Raw genomic sequence first — 16864 nt, forward strand, 5'->3', positions numbered from 1 at the left:
TGAAGCCGATCACATCAGGAGCACACTTCTCATGGCGACAATCCGACCTGACGACAATGCAATAGACACCGCCGCAAGGCATTACGGCATCACTCTCGACCAATCAGCCCGGCTCGAGTGGCCGGCACTGATCGACGGAGCACTGGGCTCCTACGACGTCGTCGACCAGTTGTACGCCGACGAGGCAACCCCGCCGACCACGTCACGTGAGCACACGGTGCCAACAGCGAGCGAAAATCCTTTGAGCGCTTGGTATGTGACCACAAGCATCCCGCCGACGTCGGACGGCGTCCTGACCGGCCGACGCGTGGCGATCAAGGACAACGTGACCGTGGCCGGAGTTCCGATGATGAACGGGTCTCGGACAGTAGAGGGGTTCACTCCGTCTCGCGACGCGACTGTGGTCACTCGACTACTGGCGGCCGGTGCAACCGTCGCGGGCAAAGCTGTGTGTGAGGACCTGTGTTTCTCCGGTTCGAGCTTCACACCGGCAAGCGGACCGGTCCGCAATCCATGGGACCCACAGCGTGAAGCAGGTGGATCATCCGGTGGCAGTGCGGCTCTCGTCGCAAACGGTGACGTCGATTTTGCCATCGGCGGGGATCAGGGCGGATCGATCCGGATCCCGGCGGCATTCTGCGGCGTCGTCGGACACAAGCCGACGTTCGGGCTCGTCCCGTATACCGGGGCATTTCCCATCGAGCGAACAATCGACCATCTCGGCCCGATCACACGCACGGTCCACGATGCCGCACTGATGCTCTCGGTCATCGCCGGTCGCGACGGTAACGACCCACGCCAAGCCGACAGCGTCGAAGTAGGTGACTATCTGTCCACCCTCGACTCCGATGTGGATGGTCTGCGAATCGGGATCGTTCGAGAAGGTTTCGGGCACGCGGTCTCACAACCCGAGGTCGACGACGCAGTCCGCGCAGCGGCACATAGTCTGGCCGAAATCGGTTGCACGGTAGAGGAAGTAAACATCCCGTGGCACCTACATGCTTTCCACATCTGGAACGTGATCGCCACGGACGGTGGTGCCTACCAGATGTTGGACGGCAACGGATACGGCATGAACGCCGAAGGTTTGTACGATCCGGAACTGATGGCACACTTTGCTTCTCGACGCCTTCAGCACGCCGACGCTCTGTCCGAAACCGTCAAACTGGTGGCTCTGACCGGCCACCACGGCATCACCACCCTCGGCGGCGCGAGCTACGGCAAAGCCCGGAACCTCGTACCGCTCGCCCGCGCCGCCTACGACACTGCCTTGAGACAATTCGACGTCCTGGTGATGCCCACACTGCCCTACGTCGCATCCGAGTTGCCGGCGAACGACGTGGATCGTGCAACCTTCATCACGAAAGCTCTCGGGATGATCGCCAACACAGCACCATTCGACGTGACCGGACATCCGTCCCTGTCCGTTCCCGCCGGCCTGGTGAACGGGCTTCCGGTCGGAATGATGATCACCGGCAAGACCTTCGACGATGCGACGGTCCTCCGGGTCGGGCGCGCATTCGAAAAGCTTCGCGGCGCGTTTCCGACGCCTGCCGACCACATCTCCGACTCTGCACCACAACTCAGCCTCACCTAGTTCTGTATCCGCACTTGCACAACAAATTCCACCGATTCACACATGATCAGCCCGCATAGAAAAGGTGAACCAGATGTCAGTAACGATCGACCACACAACGGAGAACGCCGCACCGGCCCAGGCGCCGGTCTCCGATCGCGCGTGGGCCCTGTTCCGCGCACTCGACGGTAAGGGATTGGTACCCGACGGTTACGTCGAAGGATGGAAGAAAACTTTCGAGGAGGACTTCAGTCCAAGGCGCGGAGCGGAATTGGTCGCGCGGGCTTGGACCGACCCCGATTTCCGGCAACTGCTTCTCACCGACGGTACCGCCGCGGTTGCCCAGTACGGATATCTGGGCCCCCAGGGCGAATACATCGTGGCAGTCGAAGACACCCCGACCCTCAAGAACGTGATCGTGTGCTCGCTGTGTTCATGCACCGCGTGGCCCATTCTCGGCCTGCCCCCTACCTGGTACAAGAGTTTCGAATACCGTGCGCGAGTGGTGCGTGAGCCACGGAAGGTTCTCTCCGAGATGGGAACCGAGATCGCGTCGGACGTCGAGATCCGCGTCTACGACACCACCGCCGAAACTCGCTACATGGTTCTCCCGCAACGTCCCGCAGGCACCGAAGGCTGGAGCCAGGAACAACTGCAGGAAATCGTCACCAAGGACTGCCTGATCGGCGTCGCAGTCCCGCAGGTCCCCACCGTCTGATCACCCCGACAAGAAAGAAGCACACCATGGATGGAGTACACGATCTTGCCGGAGTTCAAGGCTTCGGCAAAGTCCCGCATACCGTCAACGCCGACATCGGCCCCACCTTCCACGCCGAGTGGGAACACCTGCCGTACAGCCTGATGTTCGCCGGTGTCGCCGAACTCGGGGCATTCAGCGTCGACGAAGTTCGATACGTCGTCGAGCGGATGGAACCACGCCACTACATGATGACCCCGTACTACGAGAGGTACGTCATCGGCGTCGCGACACTGATGGTCGAAAAGGGGATCCTGACGCAGGATGAACTCGAAAGCCTTGCAGGGGGACCGTTCCCACTGTCGCGGCCCAGCGAATCCGAAGGGCGTCCGGCACCCGTCGAGACGACCACCTTCGAAATCGGTCAGCGAGTACGCGTGCGCGACGAGTACGTTCCGGGGCATATTCGAATGCCTGCGTACTGCCGCGGACGAGTGGGAACCATCTCTCATCGGACTAGCGAGAAGTGGCCGTTTCCCGACGCAATCGGCCACGGGCGCAACGACGCCGGCGAAGAACCGACGTACCACGTGAAGTTCGACGCCGAGGAATTGTTCGGTAGCGACACCGACGGCGGCAGCGTCGTAGTCGACCTTTTCGAGGGTTACCTCGAGCCTGCGGCCTGATCGTCCAACATTCCGGGCGGCGGTCACGCGATCACAGCGTTTCGCGTGACCGCCGCCTGATCACAGCAATTCTCTCATTCGGAAGGACACTGGAAATCATGGTCGACACACGACTTCCGGTCACGGTGCTGTCAGGTTTCCTGGGCGCCGGGAAGACGACACTACTCAACGAGATCCTGCGAAATCGAGAGGGTCGGCGGGTCGCGGTGATCGTCAACGACATGAGCGAAATCAACATCGACAGTGCAGAAGTCGAGCGTGAGATCTCGCTCAGTCGCTCCGAAGAGAAACTGGTCGAGATGACCAACGGCTGCATCTGCTGCACTCTGCGAGAGGATCTTCTTTCCGAGATCAGTGCCTTGGCCGCCGATGGCCGATTCGACTACCTACTCATCGAATCTTCGGGCATCTCCGAACCGCTGCCTGTCGCAGAGACGTTCACATTCATCGACACCGACGGCCACGCCCTCGCCGACGTCGCCCGACTCGACACCATGGTCACCGTCGTCGACGGCCACAGTTTTCTGCGCGACTACACGGCTGGTGGCCGCGTCGAAGCCGATGCCCCGGAAGACGAACGAGACATCGCGGATCTGCTTGTCGATCAGATCGAATTTGCCGACGTCATCCTGGTGAGCAAGGCCGATCTCGTCTCGCACCAGCACCTGGTCGAATTGACCGCAGTCCTGCGCTCTTTGAACGCATCCGCTGCGATAGTTCCGATGACGCTCGGTCGCATCCCACTCGACACGATTCTCGACACCGGTTTGTTCTCACTCGAAAAGGCTGCACAGGCCCCCGGATGGTTACAAGAACTCCAAGGTGAACACATCCCCGAAACCGAAGAGTACGGAATCAGTTCGGTGGTGTACCGCGAGCGCGCACCCTTCCACCCCCAACGCCTGCATGATTTCCTAAGCAGCGAGTGGACCAACGGAAAGTTGCTTCGAGCCAAGGGCTACTACTGGAATGCCGGTCGGTTCACCGAGATCGGGAGTATTTCTCAGGCCGGTCATCTCATTCGCCACGGATACGTCGGCCGTTGGTGGAAGTTTCTACCCCGTGACGAGTGGCCGGCCGACGATTACCGTCGTGACGGAATCCTCGACAAGTGGGAAGAACCCGTCGGAGACTGCCGACAAGAACTCGTCTTCATCGGCCAAGCCATCGACCCGTCTCGACTGCACCGAGAACTCGACGCGTGTCTACTCACCACAGCCGAGATCGAACTCGGGCCAGACGTGTGGACCACCTGGAGCGACCCTCTGGGCGTCGGCTATACCGACCAGACCGTTTGATATTGGTCCGGTTTGCCGTAAGTTGTGCGCAATGGGGGTATCACGCAACCGAACTCGGGCGTTGTTGATCGTCGCGGCGATCGCAGCCGGGACCGTGGCCGCAGCTACGCCGGCGGGGGCCACCTGGACAGTCGCGCCGATGTGCGGCGAGTGGCGGGTCGAAACCGTAGCGCAAGGGTTGGAACAGCTCGAAAACCTCGAGCCCGATGACAACGGCGGGTTCTACCTCTCCGGCGAGTCGAAGATCTATCACGTCGACGCCGCAGGACAGGTACGAACTGTCCTCGACGACATGGCTGCCCCTGGCGGTTTGCAACTCGACGGTTCGAGGCTGTCCTTCCTCACCAGACAGGACGGCAAGCTGTTGCACCTGGACACCTCGACGGATCAGCTGTCCGCACCCGTCGACTTCGCGGGCAACGGCCTGCTCCGGCTTCCCGACGGCGATCTGCTGACCACGTGGGTCGGAACAGAAGGAGGTCCGCCAAAGGGCGTCTCGCGCTATCTGCACGACTCCGGAGCCGTCGTGCCCAATTGGTCGACAGTGCCGCGTTCGGAGGGACTCGCGCTCAGTCCGGATCATCGAGCCGTGTACACCGATGACCTGTTCACCGGTCAGATCATTCGAGTGCCCTTGGATACCCCTGACGCGTGGACAGTTGTAGCGACGGTCCCGAGCCTGATACCCGGCCTCGACGATCTGACCATGTCGCAGGATGGAATGCTCTACGCCGCTGCTCACGTCGAAGGCTCGATCTATCGCGTACACCCTGAAACCGGCACTTCCTGCGTCGTCGCTTCGGGTCTGTCGAATGGGTGGAACGGGCCGAGTTCAGTACGTATAGGACAGGACGGCGACGGCTGGGCGCTCTACGTCACCGGCTTCGACGGAACGCTGCGTCGCCTGGTACCTCCGTCGGGCGTCGAACTCGCACCCGTCCGCTGATGCCGATCTCTTCGGCACGAGATTCCCCGACCTGGCGATACTTAAAATCACGCTGATTTGAAGGCATGCCCGCAGCGCAACGGCCCCTTGTCCGAAAACTGTCAACAGTTCTACACGGAGAAATGGCTACCCTTAGGTTTACGCTGCACGCATGTTTTCTTCCGTCGCAGCGAAGATCCGCCTGGTGGTGGCACTGCTCCTCACTGCCCTCCTGGCGCTGACTCTGTCATCGTGCTCGAGTGGCTCGGATTCGTCGGCAGCCCCCACAGACCTGTGTGCACCTCCAGGAGTGGGAGCCGCAACCGCGGCGCCCACCAACCTGGATGCGGCAGCGGGTGCGGGCGCCGAAGACCGCTACACCACGGCCACCGTCACCCCGGTCAATCAGATCGACACCTCGAAGCTGAATCTGATCAAACCCGGAGTCATCACGGTCGGCACGCTCGGTGACGCTCCCCCGAGCATCTGCGTCAACTCCGAGAACCAGTACACCGGTTACGACAACGAACTCCTGAAGGCCGTCGCGGACAAGCTGGGCCTGAAGGTCGAGTTCGTCGGCACCGAGTTCGCCGGGCTTCTCGCCCAGGTTGCCGGTCGACGCTTCGACGTCGGCTCGTCGTCCATCACCACCACGGACGACCGTCGCAACACCGTCGGCTTCACCAACGGTTACGACTTCGGATACTTCTCCCTCGTCGTGCCTAACGGCAGCCCGATCACCGGCTTCGGAGACCTGGATGCCTCCAAGCGCATCGGCGTCGTGCAGGGAACCGTGCAGGACGACTACGTCGTGAACACGCTCAAGCTCGATCCCGTGAAGTTTCCCGACTACGCCACGGCGTACGCGAACCTCAAGTCCGGACAGATCGACGCCTGGGTAGCTCCGTCTCAGCAGGCCGAAGGTGCAATCGCTCCCGGTGACCCGACCTCGATCATCCAGAACACCTTCTCGGTCAACAACTTCGTCGGCTGGGCGGTGAACAAGGAAAACCAGCCGCTGATCGACGCCCTCAACTCCGGCCTCGACGCAGTCATCGACGACGGAACCTGGTCTCAGCTGTACGCCGACTGGGTACCGCGCCAACTCCCTGAAGGCTGGAAGCCCGGATCCAAGGCCGCGGCCACTCCGGAACTGCCCGACTTCGCAGCCATTGCCGCGGAAAACGCAGCAAACGGCGACGGTGGCGATACCGCGTCGTACCAACCGAAGTCGACGCTCGAACAGCTCAAGGACACGTTCTTCGACTGGGATCTGTACAAGAAGGCATTCCCCGATCTCCTCAAGACCGGTCTTCCCAACACCCTGATCCTTGCGCTCGCGTCCGGCATCATCGGCACGATCCTCGGCATGCTGCTCGCTGTCGCCGGTATCTCGCGCACCCGTTGGCTGCGCTGGCCGGCCCGCGTCTACACCGACATCTTCCGTGGCCTGCCCGCAGTCGTCATCATCTTGATCATCGGGCTCGGCGTCGGACCGATCGTCAAGGGAATCACCGGTAGCAATCCGTACTGGCTCGGTGTCGCGGCGCTGTCCCTGCTCGCGTCGGCATACATCGGTGAGATCTTCAGATCCGGAATCCAGAGCGTCGAGTCCGGGCAGCTCGAGGCTTCACGTGCCCTCGGTTTCAGCTACCGAAAGTCCATGTCGCTGGTCGTCATCCCGCAGGGTGTACGACGCGTTCTGCCGGCGTTGATGAACCAGTTCATCTCGCTGATCAAGGACTCGTCGCTGATCTACTTCCTCGGTCTCCTCGTCACCCAGCGGGAACTCTTTGCCGTCGGACGTGATCTCAACGCCCAGACCGGCAGCCTGTCCCCGCTCGTTGCGGCAGGCTTGTTCTACCTTGCTCTGACCATCCCGCTGACGCACCTCGTCAACTACATCGACAACCGACTCCGGACCGGACGCGCCGACACTTCAGGCACGTTGGATCCGCTCGAGCAGGCCATCGTCGTGGAAAGGGGCTGAGGACATGACCACCAGCTCTGAACTGAAGTCCGTATCGCTCACCGGCAAGGACCTGCATCTGTCCTTCGGCACCAACAAGGTGCTTCGCGGCGTCAACCTGCACGTCGACGCCGGAAACACCGTCACCGTCATCGGGCCCTCCGGTTCGGGCAAGTCGACGCTCCTGCGCGTGCTGAACCGTCTGCACGAGCCCGAGCAGGGTGACGTGCTGCTCGACGGGAAGTCCGTCCTGAAGGACAACCCCGACGAGCTACGCCAGCGGATCGGCATGGTGTTCCAGCACTTCAACCTGTTCCCACACAAGACCGTCGCCGAGAACATCGCACTCGGGCCGAACAAGCTCAAGGGTTTGTCGAAGGAGCAAGCTCGGGCGCTCGCGCTCGAGCAGCTGGATCTGGTGGGGCTCAGGGAGAAGGCCGACTCGCGGCCCGGCAACCTTTCGGGTGGTCAGCAGCAGCGCGTCGCCATTGCCCGCGCCCTGGCGATGAAGCCCGAGGTCATGTTCTTCGACGAGGCGACGTCAGCTCTCGACCCCGAACTGGTCAAGGGTGTTCTGGCATTGATGGCCGATCTCGCGAAGTCCGGCATGACCATGGTCGTCGTGACGCACGAAATGGGTTTCGCGCGTTCCGTTTCCGACAAGGTGCTGTTCATGGATCGCGGCGCCGTTGTCGAAACCGGTACTCCGGAACAGCTTTTCGACGATCCCGAAACAGATCGACTGCAAGCGTTCCTCTCACAGGTTCTCTGAGTCAGGGGCGCTTGCAGGAGATCGACGGGCGTTGATCCTGGACGCCTGAAGCATCAGATGGTCGCGTTCGGCGAGGTTGGATGCCTTGTGCGCTGCATCGGCATACAACCTCGCCGCCGTCTCCAGGTCTCCGTCGCGTTCACGGAGATAGGCCTCGACTGCGGCATGGCGTGGAAGTGAATCGTCGAGCGCTGCAAGAGCTGCCAAGCCGGCGCGTGGCCCGTCCGCCTCGCCGACCGCCACCGCTCGGTTGAGCCGGACGATCGGGCTGTCGGTCAGGGCTGCGAGTTCGTCGTACCACTCCACGATCTGCACCCAGTCGGTCTCGTCTGCTGTGAAAGCGTCGGCATGGAGTGCGGCAATGGCGGCCTGGGCCTGGAACTCACCGAGCCGGTCGCGGGCGAGAGCTGACTGGAGGATTGCGACTCCTTCGGCAATCGAATCGGTGTCCCACCGGCTGCGATCCTGCTCGGCTAGCGGAACCAGACTGCCGTCCGCGGCAGTTCGCGCGGCTCGACGAGCGTGATGGAGCAGCATCAGTGCGAGCAACCCTGCGACTTCGGGGTGATCGATCGCGGCCGCCAACTGCCGGGTGAGCCGGATGGCCTCGGCAGCCAGGTCGACGTCGCCGGAGTACCCCTCGTTGAAGACCAGATAGAGGACACGCAGGACGGTGGCGACATCGCCGGGTTGCTCGAACCGGACGCCGGAGACCGTGCGCTTGGCTCGGCTGATGCGCTGAGCCATAGTCGCCTCGGGCACCAGGTAGGCCTGCGCAATCTGGCGGGTGGTCAGCCCGCCGACAGCGCGCAGCGTGAGTGCGACGGCGGACGACGGCGTCAACGACGGGTGCGCGCACAGAAAGTAGAGCTGGAGTGTGTCGTCCACGCCCGGCACCGACCCGCTGACCGGCCGCTCGCCTGGCTGCTCGTCAGCCAGAAACTCCCGCTTACGGCGAGCCGCATCCGACCGGATCCCGTCGAGGAACCGCCGCCAGGCCACCGTGACCAGCCAGCCCTTCGGGTCCCGCGGCGGGTTGTCCGGCCAGACCCTGACCGCCTCGAGCAGAGCGTCCTGCACGGCGTCCTCGGCCGACGCGAAATCTGCTCCGCGGCGGACGAGGATGCCGAGCACACTCGGAGTCAGACTCCGAAGCAGGGCGTCGTCCATGACAGGTTTCAGTCCGTGATGGTCGGCGGCTCGGTCAGGAACGGGCGCAGTTCGAGCCATTCGTGAATCGGCTTCCCGCCTGCGCCGGGCGCGGCCGAGAGCTCGCCGGCCAATTGGACGGCACGGTCGTAGTTGTCGACGTCGATCACCATCCAGCCGGCAATGAGGTCCTTGGTTTCCGCGAACGGACCGTCGGTGACCGGCGGGCGACCCTCACCGTCGTACCGGACAAAGGTGCCCTCAGGAGCGAGAGCCTGACCGTCGACGAACTCGCCCGCCTTCTCGAGCCGATCCGCGAAGTCCTGCATGTACTTCACGTGGGCAGTGATCTCGTCCGGCGTCCACTGGTCCATCGGCACGTCGTTGACTGCAGCCGGAGCGCCGCGGTAGTGCTTGAGCAGCAAGTACTTGGCCATCGTGAATCTCCTCTGTGTCGGTGCCACCCATTCTGGTCGCACTTCACTACAGGGACGAAGCAAGTCGGGGATTCTCGACATTGCGGGGCCTTCGGCCCTGTGCGCCTTTTTGGTAGTGCCCGCAACCAGAAAGGCGCACGGGGCCGAAGGCCCTAAATCCACCCCTGCCGGCGGGCGATCACCGCTGCTTCGTGCCGGTTGGCAGCACCGAGTTTGGTGACAGCTGACGACAAATAGTTCCGGGTGGTTCCTGCCGAGAGGTGTGCCCGGGAAGCGATCTGCTCGATGGATGCCCCGTCGGCCGCGTATTCGAGTACGTCCGCCTCGCGCGGAGTAAGCGGTGAGTCGCCGGCGCCGATTGCCTCGGCAGCCAACGACGGATCGACGTACCGCCCGCCCGCGTGGACGCTGCGGACCACCTCGGCGAGCGTCGCCGCAGGCGTCGTCTTCGGCAGAAATCCTCGGACGCCTGCTGACAGTGCCTTCTTCAGATACCCGGGACGCCCGTGGCTCGTCACGATGATCGAGACGCACCCCGAGACCGTCTGCGCAATCTGTTGCGCCGTCTCGATGCCGTCGATACCTGCCATTTGAAGGTCGAGCACGGCTACGTCAGGTTGATGTTTTGCAGCAGCGACCACGGCATCCTCGCCGGATTCGGCTTCCGCGACGACAACGATGTCGTCCTCGAGCGACAACATCATGGCCAGAGCCGAGCGGATCAGGTTCTCGTCGTCGGCCAGCAGTACCTTGATCGGCTCGGTCACCGAGACTCCTTCGTTCGGGACGGAAAGTGGGCGGTGAGGGTGAAGCGATCTTCGTCCTGCACGGTTTCGACAATTCCTCCGACGGCGCCGACGCGCTCGCGCAATCCGTTCAGGCCGGTTCCGTTGTTCGGCTCTGCGATCCGTGCGCCGTCGTTGGCGATCACGACGCCGTCCGCGAACACTTCGATGCTGCAATTCTCGGCACTGGAGTGCCGGAGAATGTTGGTGACGCCTTCACGGACGACCCAGGCGGCAGCTTCGGCCAGTTCCACCGGCAGCTGATCTGCCGATCCACGTATCGCAGTGGAGATTCCGGCGGCCTCGAGCAGAGACTGCGCACCGGCCAGCTCGGACGCCAAGGCGATGGACCGGTATCCCCGAACCAACTCGCGCGCTTCGTCGAGTGAATCTTGCGCAAGTTCGCGTACTTCGTCCATCTGCGCGGCGGCACGATCGTCGCCGCGTCGTGAAAGAGTAGCTGCAAGTTCACTTTTCACCGCAATTGCAGACAGTGCCCGCCCGACGACGTCATGGAGATCGCGTGAAAATCGCAACCGTTCCTCGGCGACGGACAGAGCGGCAGCGGCTCCGCGTGCCTCGTCCAATTCGGTGACCATCCGCAGCAGCCACACCGACATGTAGACGGTCAGCCCCATGAAGGCGGCGACGATTCCGACGGACACGCCGCTTTCCGGACCCGCAAGCAGTCCCAGTACAACCCCGGCGGCCACCGAGCCCACGATCAGCCAGCGCAACGACGTCAACCCCGCAAGGGGCACGACAAGGATTGCCGCCAGCCAGAAGTACGGGCCGTTCTCGCCATTGCTTCCCAAGGCAATTCCCGCCGAGCAGAACGCCGACAACGTCATCACGGCAAGAGGAATCTGGACGGGCTTGGCCACGACTCCGCCCAGATCAGGCATCCGAGACACGGCGATGACGCACGCAACGGCACTGATTCCGAGGAAGACACCCGACAGGTACCGATCCGCAACGACCTCGGTGACCGCACCGAAGCCACCGAAAACCACTGCGACCATGATGAACGATTGCCGCGTGTAGAGGCGAACCTTGTCGACGTTCGACGCGGTTCGCCACGTCCGTCTCGGATTCCAGCGTCCGAAGTTCTGCGCGATCATGCCCACTACCTTCTCAGAGTTCTACGAACGCGGTTCCCAGCGGAAGTGGACGTTCGCGATCAGAACCGAACCGACGATCCACGCCAGCATGACCAACAACGGTTGCACAGCCGAACCGAAGGTGTCGACAAATCCCGCTGCCGCACCGGGCGCATCGCCCAGATCAGCCAGTTCGCCAGTGGTCCGCCCCAGCCATCCGAGATTGAGAAGGTCCACTACTGCGGCCAGCGGAGTGAAATCGAGAATGCGAGCAACGTTGTCCGGCACGACATTCCTGATCGAGGACATACCTGCCGTCGCCAGAATCAGAATCGGCATGCAGGTGATCTGCGCCGCCTCTGCATTTCGCGTGACAGCCGAAGTGATCAACGCCAGCGCCGTGAAGAGCGCGGCGCCGCCGATCACCGCGACCAGCACCAGGACCGGATTGACCGGAGCACTACCGCCCAGAACCATCACGGCGATTCCGATCACCACCGTCAACAGGCCGGTGAGAACCCACGACGGCACTGTCGGGCCCGCGAGGATCTCGGCGTCGCTGCATTCCCCTGTCCGTAGTCGCTTGAGAACCAACTCGTCACGACGCGTCGCGTACACCGACAGGAGGTTGTAGAAGACTACGAACACGAGCAGGAAGAGTGCAAACACCTCGAGGCCTGCCGACACCGACTTGTCGGACAACCCGCCATCGCGTGAGAGGTACAGCATCCCCACGGGAAAGATCAACGGGAGGACGATTGCGTTGAAGAGCAACAGTCGATTTCGTCCCAGGAGCGTGAACTCCGAACGAGACAGGGTTGCTATGCGGTTCATGCCGACGCTCCTTCGAGAGCTGCGTGATGATCGAATTGGTCTGCAATGGAGAGGAATACGGTCTCCAGGGATGCCGCGCGGGCATCCAGGCCGGTCAGCAGGATGTTGTTGTGCTGTGCCCACAGCAGCAGTTCCGTCAGAGTCTCCTGCACTGTGCGAGTGGTGATCACCACCAGATCGTTTTCGACGCGTACCTCGGCGCCGGCCAGCGCTGGGAGCGGAAGACCTGGGCGGTGCAGTTTGATCTGGGCAGGATGATCCGCGACGACGTCCGCCACGGTTCCGCTGCGCACCACCGATCCACGGTGCATGATCGCCAACTGGTCGCACAGGGACTCGGCTTCGTCCAGGTAATGCGTCGTCAACATGATGGTGACGCCCGACGCTTTCAAGTCTGCGATCAATTGCCAAGTGTTACGTCGACTTTCGGGATCCAAACCAGTAGTCGGCTCGTCGAGAAACAGGACGAGTGGCCGGCCGATGATCGCGCACGCCAGATCCAGTCGCCGCGCCTCACCTCCCGAGAGGAACTTCACGCGGGTATCACCACGGTCACGCATGTCCACGCGCTCGAGCACCTCGTCCACGGGCAGCGGATTCGAGCAGGTTCCGGCCCACATCGCCAAACTCTCACGAGCAGTCAGGTCTTGGGGCAAGCCACCCTTCTGGAGCATGATGCCAAGCGACGGGCGAATCTGCTTGCGGTTGCGCACCGGATCCATGCCCAGAACGCGCACCGTTCCGGCACTGGATCGTGAAAGACCCTGAATCACTTCGAGAGTGGACGTCTTGCCGGCACCATTGGTTCCGAGGAGGCCGAACAGCTCGCCTTCCTGAACACTCAGATCCAGATTGCGAACAGCATCGAACGCCTCCTTACCGGAGCCGTAACGCCGCGACATTCCGACTACGTCGATCACGGGATCGCCCTTCATCGCTGCGCCTCCGCTCGGTTCCAGCCGCGCAGTCCGATCACGAATCGGATACCCGCATAGACAGCGAGAGCGGCAACAAGAATCCAGAACACGGGATTGGAGCCGATGATCGCGAACAGCACTCCGATGATCGCAATATTCACGACGATCACAACAAGTTCGCGGCCCATCGTGGGTGCGGGTCCGATGTCCATCAGGTCCGTCAGGAGGCTTCCCTCATGTGGTTCTCTCATGCATCCAAGCTTCGCGGGAAGTCAGAGCCGAAAACAGTGCACAGCGTCATCACCTGCGGTGACACCGTCACGGATCAGCGATGACAAATGTCATGCGACGTCCCCGCGGGGACGCGTCGTAAACCGCGGGTAAGGGTCACCTCGTTGTTTTGCCGTTCATTTTTACGTTCCTTTACCCTTGCTTAGAGCTTCTACGGTTCCCGAAGTCCGTACATCGAATCTCGGGAGTTCACGGTGGCTATCAAGCCTTTGGCCTTGTTCGTCAAACACGACGGCGTGTCTGCACGCGCGTCGATCACCTGCCAGTACAAGTGCGGAAACGCGTGCTCTCACGAGGTCCCCAACACCTCGGGCGGCGAGTACTTCCGCGACATCGCACGCACAGCGCTGAGTCGTCGCGGCTTGCTCCGGGGCAGCGGCATGGCAGTGCTCGCGGTGGGAGCGGGCAGCGCCCTCGTCGCCTGTTCGGACGAATCCGCAAGTGCTGAAACGGGAACCGGATCGACGAGCGGCAGCAGCAGCGGATCGACACCAGCGGGGACGAACTTCGGCGCCGTCGCGCCCAACAAGGAGGACAAGGTCACCGTCCCTGACGGATACGATCAAGCCGTCGTGATTCGCTGGGGTGACGCCGTTCTCGCCGGCGCCCCGGCTTTCGACTTCGACAAGCAGACTGCGGCAGCGCAGGAACTGCAGTTCGGATTCAACAACGACTTCGCCGGATTGCTCCCGGTCGACGGGCAGCCCAACACCTACCTACTCGTGGTCAATCACGAATACTCCACCGAGCCGGCGATGTTCCGCGGCTACGATGCGGAGAACCCGACCGAGGAGCAGTTCAAGATCGGCCTCGCCAGCCACGGACTGTCGGTCGTCCAGGTCAAGGGCGAATCCGACAACGGCAAGCTCGTACCGGAGATCGGATCGAACAACCGCCGCATCACCGGAACCACGGAATTTGTCGTGACCGGCCCCGCTGCAGGCAGCGACTTCCTCAAGACGAGTGCCGATCCCACGGGAACCAAAGTGCTCGGCACCCTCAACAATTGCGCCGGCGGCGTCACACCTTGGGGCACAGTGCTTTCCGGCGAAGAGAACTTCAACCAGTACTTCGCGAACGCCGAGGGTGTCACCGATCCCACGGTCGCAGCGCGACTGAAGCGCTACGGTCTTGCCGGTGCCGCTTCCGAGCGCAAGTGGGAACGATTCGACAAGCGGTTCGATCTGGTCGCAGAACCCAACGAGGTCAACCGATTCGGATACGTCGTCGAGATCGATCCCTGGGATCCGTCGTCGACTCCGATCAAGCACACAGCGCTCGGACGTTTCAAGCACGAAGCCGCCACCATTTACATCACGTCGGACGGCACCGTCGTCGCCTACAGCGGCGACGACGAGCGCTTCGACTACATGTACAAGTTCGTCTCCAGCCGAAAGATGCAGGACGGCAAGAGTCAAGCAGCCATGCGCCACAACATGACTCTGCTCGACGCCGGAACACTGTACGTCGCAAAGCTCAGCGGAAACTCCGCCGGCGAGATCGACGGCAGCGGCAAACTTCCGTCGGACGGCAAGTTCGACGGAACCGGCGAGTGGGTAGCCATCCTGCGCACCGGCGAAGACGGCAAGGGCGAATCGCTGGTCGACGGCATGAGCGCCGAAGAGGTAGCCGTCTTCACCCGCCAGGCCGGCGACAAGGTGGGGGCAACGAAGATGGACCGCCCCGAGGACTTCGAGGCAAACCCGAAGAGCGGCAAGGTTTACGTCGCGCTGACCAACAACACCAAGCGCGGAGTCGACGGCGGCGCAGCGGCCGACGAAGCGAATCCGCGCAACAACAACAAGAACGGCCAGGTCCTCGAAATCACCGACGACCACGCCGGCACCACCTTCGGCTGGAATCTCCTTCTCGTCTGCGGAGATCCAGCCACAGCCGATACCTACTTCGGCGGTTTCGACAAGAACAAGGTCAGTCCCATCTCGTGCCCGGACAACCTTGCCTTCGACCCGCACGGAAACCTGTGGATCTCCACCGACGGCAACGCACTCAAGTCCAACGACGGGCTGTTCAGCGTTGTCCTCGAAGGCGAAAACCGCGGTGAGACAAAGCAGTTCCTCACCGTTCCCGTCGGCGCCGAAACCTGCGGCCCCATCGTGGACGAGAAGCGCGTCATCGTCTGCGTCCAGCACCCCGGCGAGACCGACGACGCCAGCATCGAAAGCCCCGCATCCCATTGGCCAGACGGTGGTTCTTCCCAGCCTCGCCCGTCGGTAGTTGCAGCCTGGAAGAAGGACGGATCTCGGCTCGGCTCGTAACACACACGAAAACGACTGTGGGGCAGATCGCATACTCTGCGATCTGCCCCACGTCGTTTACCTCAGATTCTCAAGAGAATCAGTTGTCACCGTCCTCGCGACGCTTACGCGTCAGGAGAACAACACCCGTTCCCAGCGCCAGCAGCAGAACCAATCCACCTGCTGCGAGCAACCCGGTGTTCACGCCACTCTCACCAGCGCCACCACCCGAGTTGATCGTCCCGCCCTGAGGAGCAGACGGCTTCGGCTGACCCGGCTGACCCGGGTTTGCTGTCGGCGGCTTCGGCTGTCCCGGAACCGTGCTCGGAACCGGCTGACCCGGAACCGTCGGCGGTACGACGATCGGAGGCACAACGACGATCGGGGGAATGATGATCGTCGGTGTAACCGGCACCGTCGTGGTCGGAACCGTCGTGGTCGGCGGAACTGTTGTGACCGGCGGCGTTGTCGTCGGCGGCGTCGTTGTCGTCACGCCACACGGATCCACAATCTCTTCCGCGACAACTTCTTCTGTCGTGGTCTCCTCTGTGGTGGTCTCCTCCGCGGTGGTGGATTCCTCCGTACCGGTCACATCAGCGTCACCGGCAGTGATCGCGCTAGCCGTCGTCGTCGCAACCGTTGTCGTCGGAACCATCCGCGTGGTCGTCGTCGGAGGAACACAGGGCTCCGTCGTGACCGGCGGCGTCGTGGTGGTCGTCGGCGGCACCGTAGTGGTGGTCTCCGGCGGGTCTATCGGGTGTTCGGTGCAGAGAGCGTCGCCCGGGACACAGTCCACTGGCGGCTTCTCGCCACCAACCACCAGGTAGTTGTTCAGGACACCCGGAGTGAATCCGGGACCTGACAACGTTCCGATCTCAGGATTGACCTTGACGGTGTACGTCACTGTCGCGGTCTCGCCCTTGGCCAGCTTTCCGGTGACCGTGAAGACGTTGTCGACGACACCCGAAACGACCAGCGTGGAAGTGGTAGCCGGATCCTTCGTCATTACTGCATCGTCGAGAACGTCGGTGAGATCGTCGTAGAAGCTGACCTCACCATCCGCGGTACCCACATTCTTGAACGTGAGCGTGTACGTGATCTCCTGGCCACCAACCACACGGTTCGTGGTGGACGGAACAGAGGACTTCAGTACCTCGATCGCGGGTGTGCCAT

The 16864-nt window shown here is 62.4% G+C and carries 15 protein-coding genes and 1 pseudogene; 8 read left to right on the forward strand and 8 right to left on the reverse strand.

The genetic code is table 11. The features are described 5' to 3' along the window. The first annotated feature begins 31 nt into the window (after nt 1-31). The 7 genes from ACN50D_RS11320 (at nt 32) to ACN50D_RS11350 (ending at nt 7923) form a co-directional block, all read left to right on the forward strand. Nucleotides 32-1597 (forward strand): amidase, encoded by a 1566-nt coding sequence (locus ACN50D_RS11320; protein ID WP_208690041.1) that lies wholly within the window; start codon nt 32-34, stop codon nt 1595-1597. A 73-nt stretch (nt 1598-1670) separates the two neighbouring features. Beyond that, nucleotides 1671-2294 carry a nitrile hydratase subunit alpha gene (gene nthA, locus ACN50D_RS11325; RefSeq protein WP_003946052.1) on the forward strand — a complete coding sequence of 208 codons (624 nt, stop codon included), beginning with the start codon at nt 1671-1673 and terminating at the stop codon, nt 2292-2294. A gap of 26 nt (nt 2295-2320) precedes the next feature. Beyond that, a complete protein-coding gene (gene nthB / locus ACN50D_RS11330) occupies nt 2321-2959 on the forward strand; it encodes a nitrile hydratase subunit beta (protein ID WP_208690040.1) in 639 nt (212 codons plus the stop codon). Nucleotides 2960-3057: 98 nt separating this feature from the next. Continuing rightward, nucleotides 3058-4257: a zinc metallochaperone GTPase ZigA gene (gene zigA / locus ACN50D_RS11335; protein ID WP_050655935.1), complete on the forward strand. Its 1200-nt coding sequence runs from the start codon at nt 3058-3060 to the stop codon at nt 4255-4257. 31 nt (nt 4258-4288) lie between these two features. Then, nucleotides 4289-5203, forward strand: a complete 915-nt coding sequence (locus ACN50D_RS11340; protein ID WP_208690039.1) for an SMP-30/gluconolactonase/LRE family protein — start codon at nt 4289-4291, stop codon at nt 5201-5203. Between the two features lie 151 nt (nt 5204-5354). After that, nucleotides 5355-7172, forward strand: a complete 1818-nt coding sequence (locus ACN50D_RS11345; protein WP_208690038.1) for an ABC transporter substrate-binding protein/permease — start codon at nt 5355-5357, stop codon at nt 7170-7172. Between the two features lie 4 nt (nt 7173-7176). Then, nucleotides 7177-7923, forward strand: a complete 747-nt coding sequence (locus tag ACN50D_RS11350) for an amino acid ABC transporter ATP-binding protein (protein WP_003946070.1) — start codon at nt 7177-7179, stop codon at nt 7921-7923. On the opposite strand, the gene ACN50D_RS11355 is transcribed toward ACN50D_RS11350, so the two are convergent. The 7 genes from ACN50D_RS11355 to ACN50D_RS11385 all read right to left on the reverse strand — a co-directional run bounded on the left by ACN50D_RS11355 (nt 7909) and on the right by ACN50D_RS11385 (nt 13396). Then, nucleotides 7909-9093, reverse strand: coding sequence for an RNA polymerase sigma factor (locus tag ACN50D_RS11355; protein ID WP_073513548.1), 1185 nt, complete (start codon nt 9091-9093; stop codon nt 7909-7911). The genes ACN50D_RS11350 and ACN50D_RS11355 overlap by 15 nt on opposite strands. 8 nt (nt 9094-9101) lie before the next feature. Further along, nucleotides 9102-9509, reverse strand: a complete 408-nt coding sequence (locus ACN50D_RS11360) for a YciI family protein (RefSeq protein WP_003945999.1) — start codon at nt 9507-9509, stop codon at nt 9102-9104. Nucleotides 9510-9661: 152 nt separating this feature from the next. Then, nucleotides 9662-10276, reverse strand: a complete 615-nt coding sequence (locus tag ACN50D_RS11365; protein WP_003946002.1) for a response regulator transcription factor — start codon at nt 10274-10276, stop codon at nt 9662-9664. Further along, nucleotides 10273-11415 carry a sensor histidine kinase gene (locus tag ACN50D_RS11370; protein WP_054782137.1) on the reverse strand — a complete coding sequence of 381 codons (1143 nt, stop codon included), beginning with the start codon at nt 11413-11415 and terminating at the stop codon, nt 10273-10275. Before ACN50D_RS11370 ends, ACN50D_RS11365 begins: the two co-directional genes overlap by 4 nt. A gap of 21 nt (nt 11416-11436) precedes the next feature. Next, a complete protein-coding gene (locus tag ACN50D_RS11375; RefSeq protein WP_211921819.1) occupies nt 11437-12228 on the reverse strand; it encodes an ABC transporter permease in 792 nt (263 codons plus the stop codon). Continuing rightward, nucleotides 12225-13163, reverse strand: coding sequence for an ABC transporter ATP-binding protein (locus tag ACN50D_RS11380; protein WP_007735263.1), 939 nt, complete (start codon nt 13161-13163; stop codon nt 12225-12227). Before ACN50D_RS11380 ends, ACN50D_RS11375 begins: the two co-directional genes overlap by 4 nt. Next, the gene (locus tag ACN50D_RS11385; protein WP_228401538.1) at nt 13160-13396 is read right to left on the reverse strand and encodes a hypothetical protein; all 237 of its coding nucleotides are present in this window, start codon (nt 13394-13396) and stop codon (nt 13160-13162) included. The genes ACN50D_RS11380 and ACN50D_RS11385 overlap by 4 nt, the downstream gene beginning before the upstream one ends. Before the next feature lie 234 nt (nt 13397-13630). On the opposite strand from ACN50D_RS11385, the gene ACN50D_RS11390 reads away from it, so the two are divergent. Beyond that, nucleotides 13631-15712, forward strand: coding sequence for a PhoX family protein (locus ACN50D_RS11390; RefSeq protein ID WP_208690036.1), 2082 nt, complete (start codon nt 13631-13633; stop codon nt 15710-15712). Nucleotides 15713-15791: 79 nt separating this feature from the next. On the opposite strand, the pseudogene ACN50D_RS11395 reads toward ACN50D_RS11390, so the two are convergent. Next, nucleotides 15792-16864 (reverse strand): annotated as a pseudogene (locus ACN50D_RS11395) (isopeptide-forming domain-containing fimbrial protein); the annotation flags it as partial.

Source organism: Rhodococcus sp. SB1D (genome assembly GCF_048573875.1).
Classification (GTDB): Bacteria; Actinomycetota; Actinomycetes; order Mycobacteriales; family Mycobacteriaceae; genus Rhodococcus_F; species Rhodococcus_F qingshengii.

Bases quoted from the DNA above. Each gene is read 5' to 3' on its own strand.
- ACN50D_RS11360 (WP_003945999.1), bottom strand. From the start codon at position 9,509: ATGGCCAAGTACTTGCTGCTCAAGCACTACCGCGGCGCTCCGGCTGCA.
- ACN50D_RS11320 (WP_208690041.1), top strand. From the start codon at position 32: ATGGCGACAATCCGACCTGACGACAATGCAATAGACACCGCCGCAAGG.
- ACN50D_RS11385 (WP_228401538.1), bottom strand. From the start codon at position 13,396: ATGAGAGAACCACATGAGGGAAGCCTCCTGACGGACCTGATGGACATC.
- nthA (WP_003946052.1), top strand. From the start codon at position 1,671: ATGTCAGTAACGATCGACCACACAACGGAGAACGCCGCACCGGCCCAG.
- ACN50D_RS11345 (WP_208690038.1), top strand. From the start codon at position 5,355: ATGTTTTCTTCCGTCGCAGCGAAGATCCGCCTGGTGGTGGCACTGCTC.
- ACN50D_RS11355 (WP_073513548.1), bottom strand. From the start codon at position 9,093: ATGGACGACGCCCTGCTTCGGAGTCTGACTCCGAGTGTGCTCGGCATC.
- ACN50D_RS11350 (WP_003946070.1), top strand. From the start codon at position 7,177: ATGACCACCAGCTCTGAACTGAAGTCCGTATCGCTCACCGGCAAGGAC.
- ACN50D_RS11380 (WP_007735263.1), bottom strand. From the start codon at position 13,163: ATGAAGGGCGATCCCGTGATCGACGTAGTCGGAATGTCGCGGCGTTAC.
- ACN50D_RS11370 (WP_054782137.1), bottom strand. From the start codon at position 11,415: ATGATCGCGCAGAACTTCGGACGCTGGAATCCGAGACGGACGTGGCGA.
- zigA (WP_050655935.1), top strand. From the start codon at position 3,058: ATGGTCGACACACGACTTCCGGTCACGGTGCTGTCAGGTTTCCTGGGC.
- ACN50D_RS11340 (WP_208690039.1), top strand. From the start codon at position 4,289: ATGGGGGTATCACGCAACCGAACTCGGGCGTTGTTGATCGTCGCGGCG.
- ACN50D_RS11375 (WP_211921819.1), bottom strand. From the start codon at position 12,228: ATGAACCGCATAGCAACCCTGTCTCGTTCGGAGTTCACGCTCCTGGGA.
- nthB (WP_208690040.1), top strand. From the start codon at position 2,321: ATGGATGGAGTACACGATCTTGCCGGAGTTCAAGGCTTCGGCAAAGTC.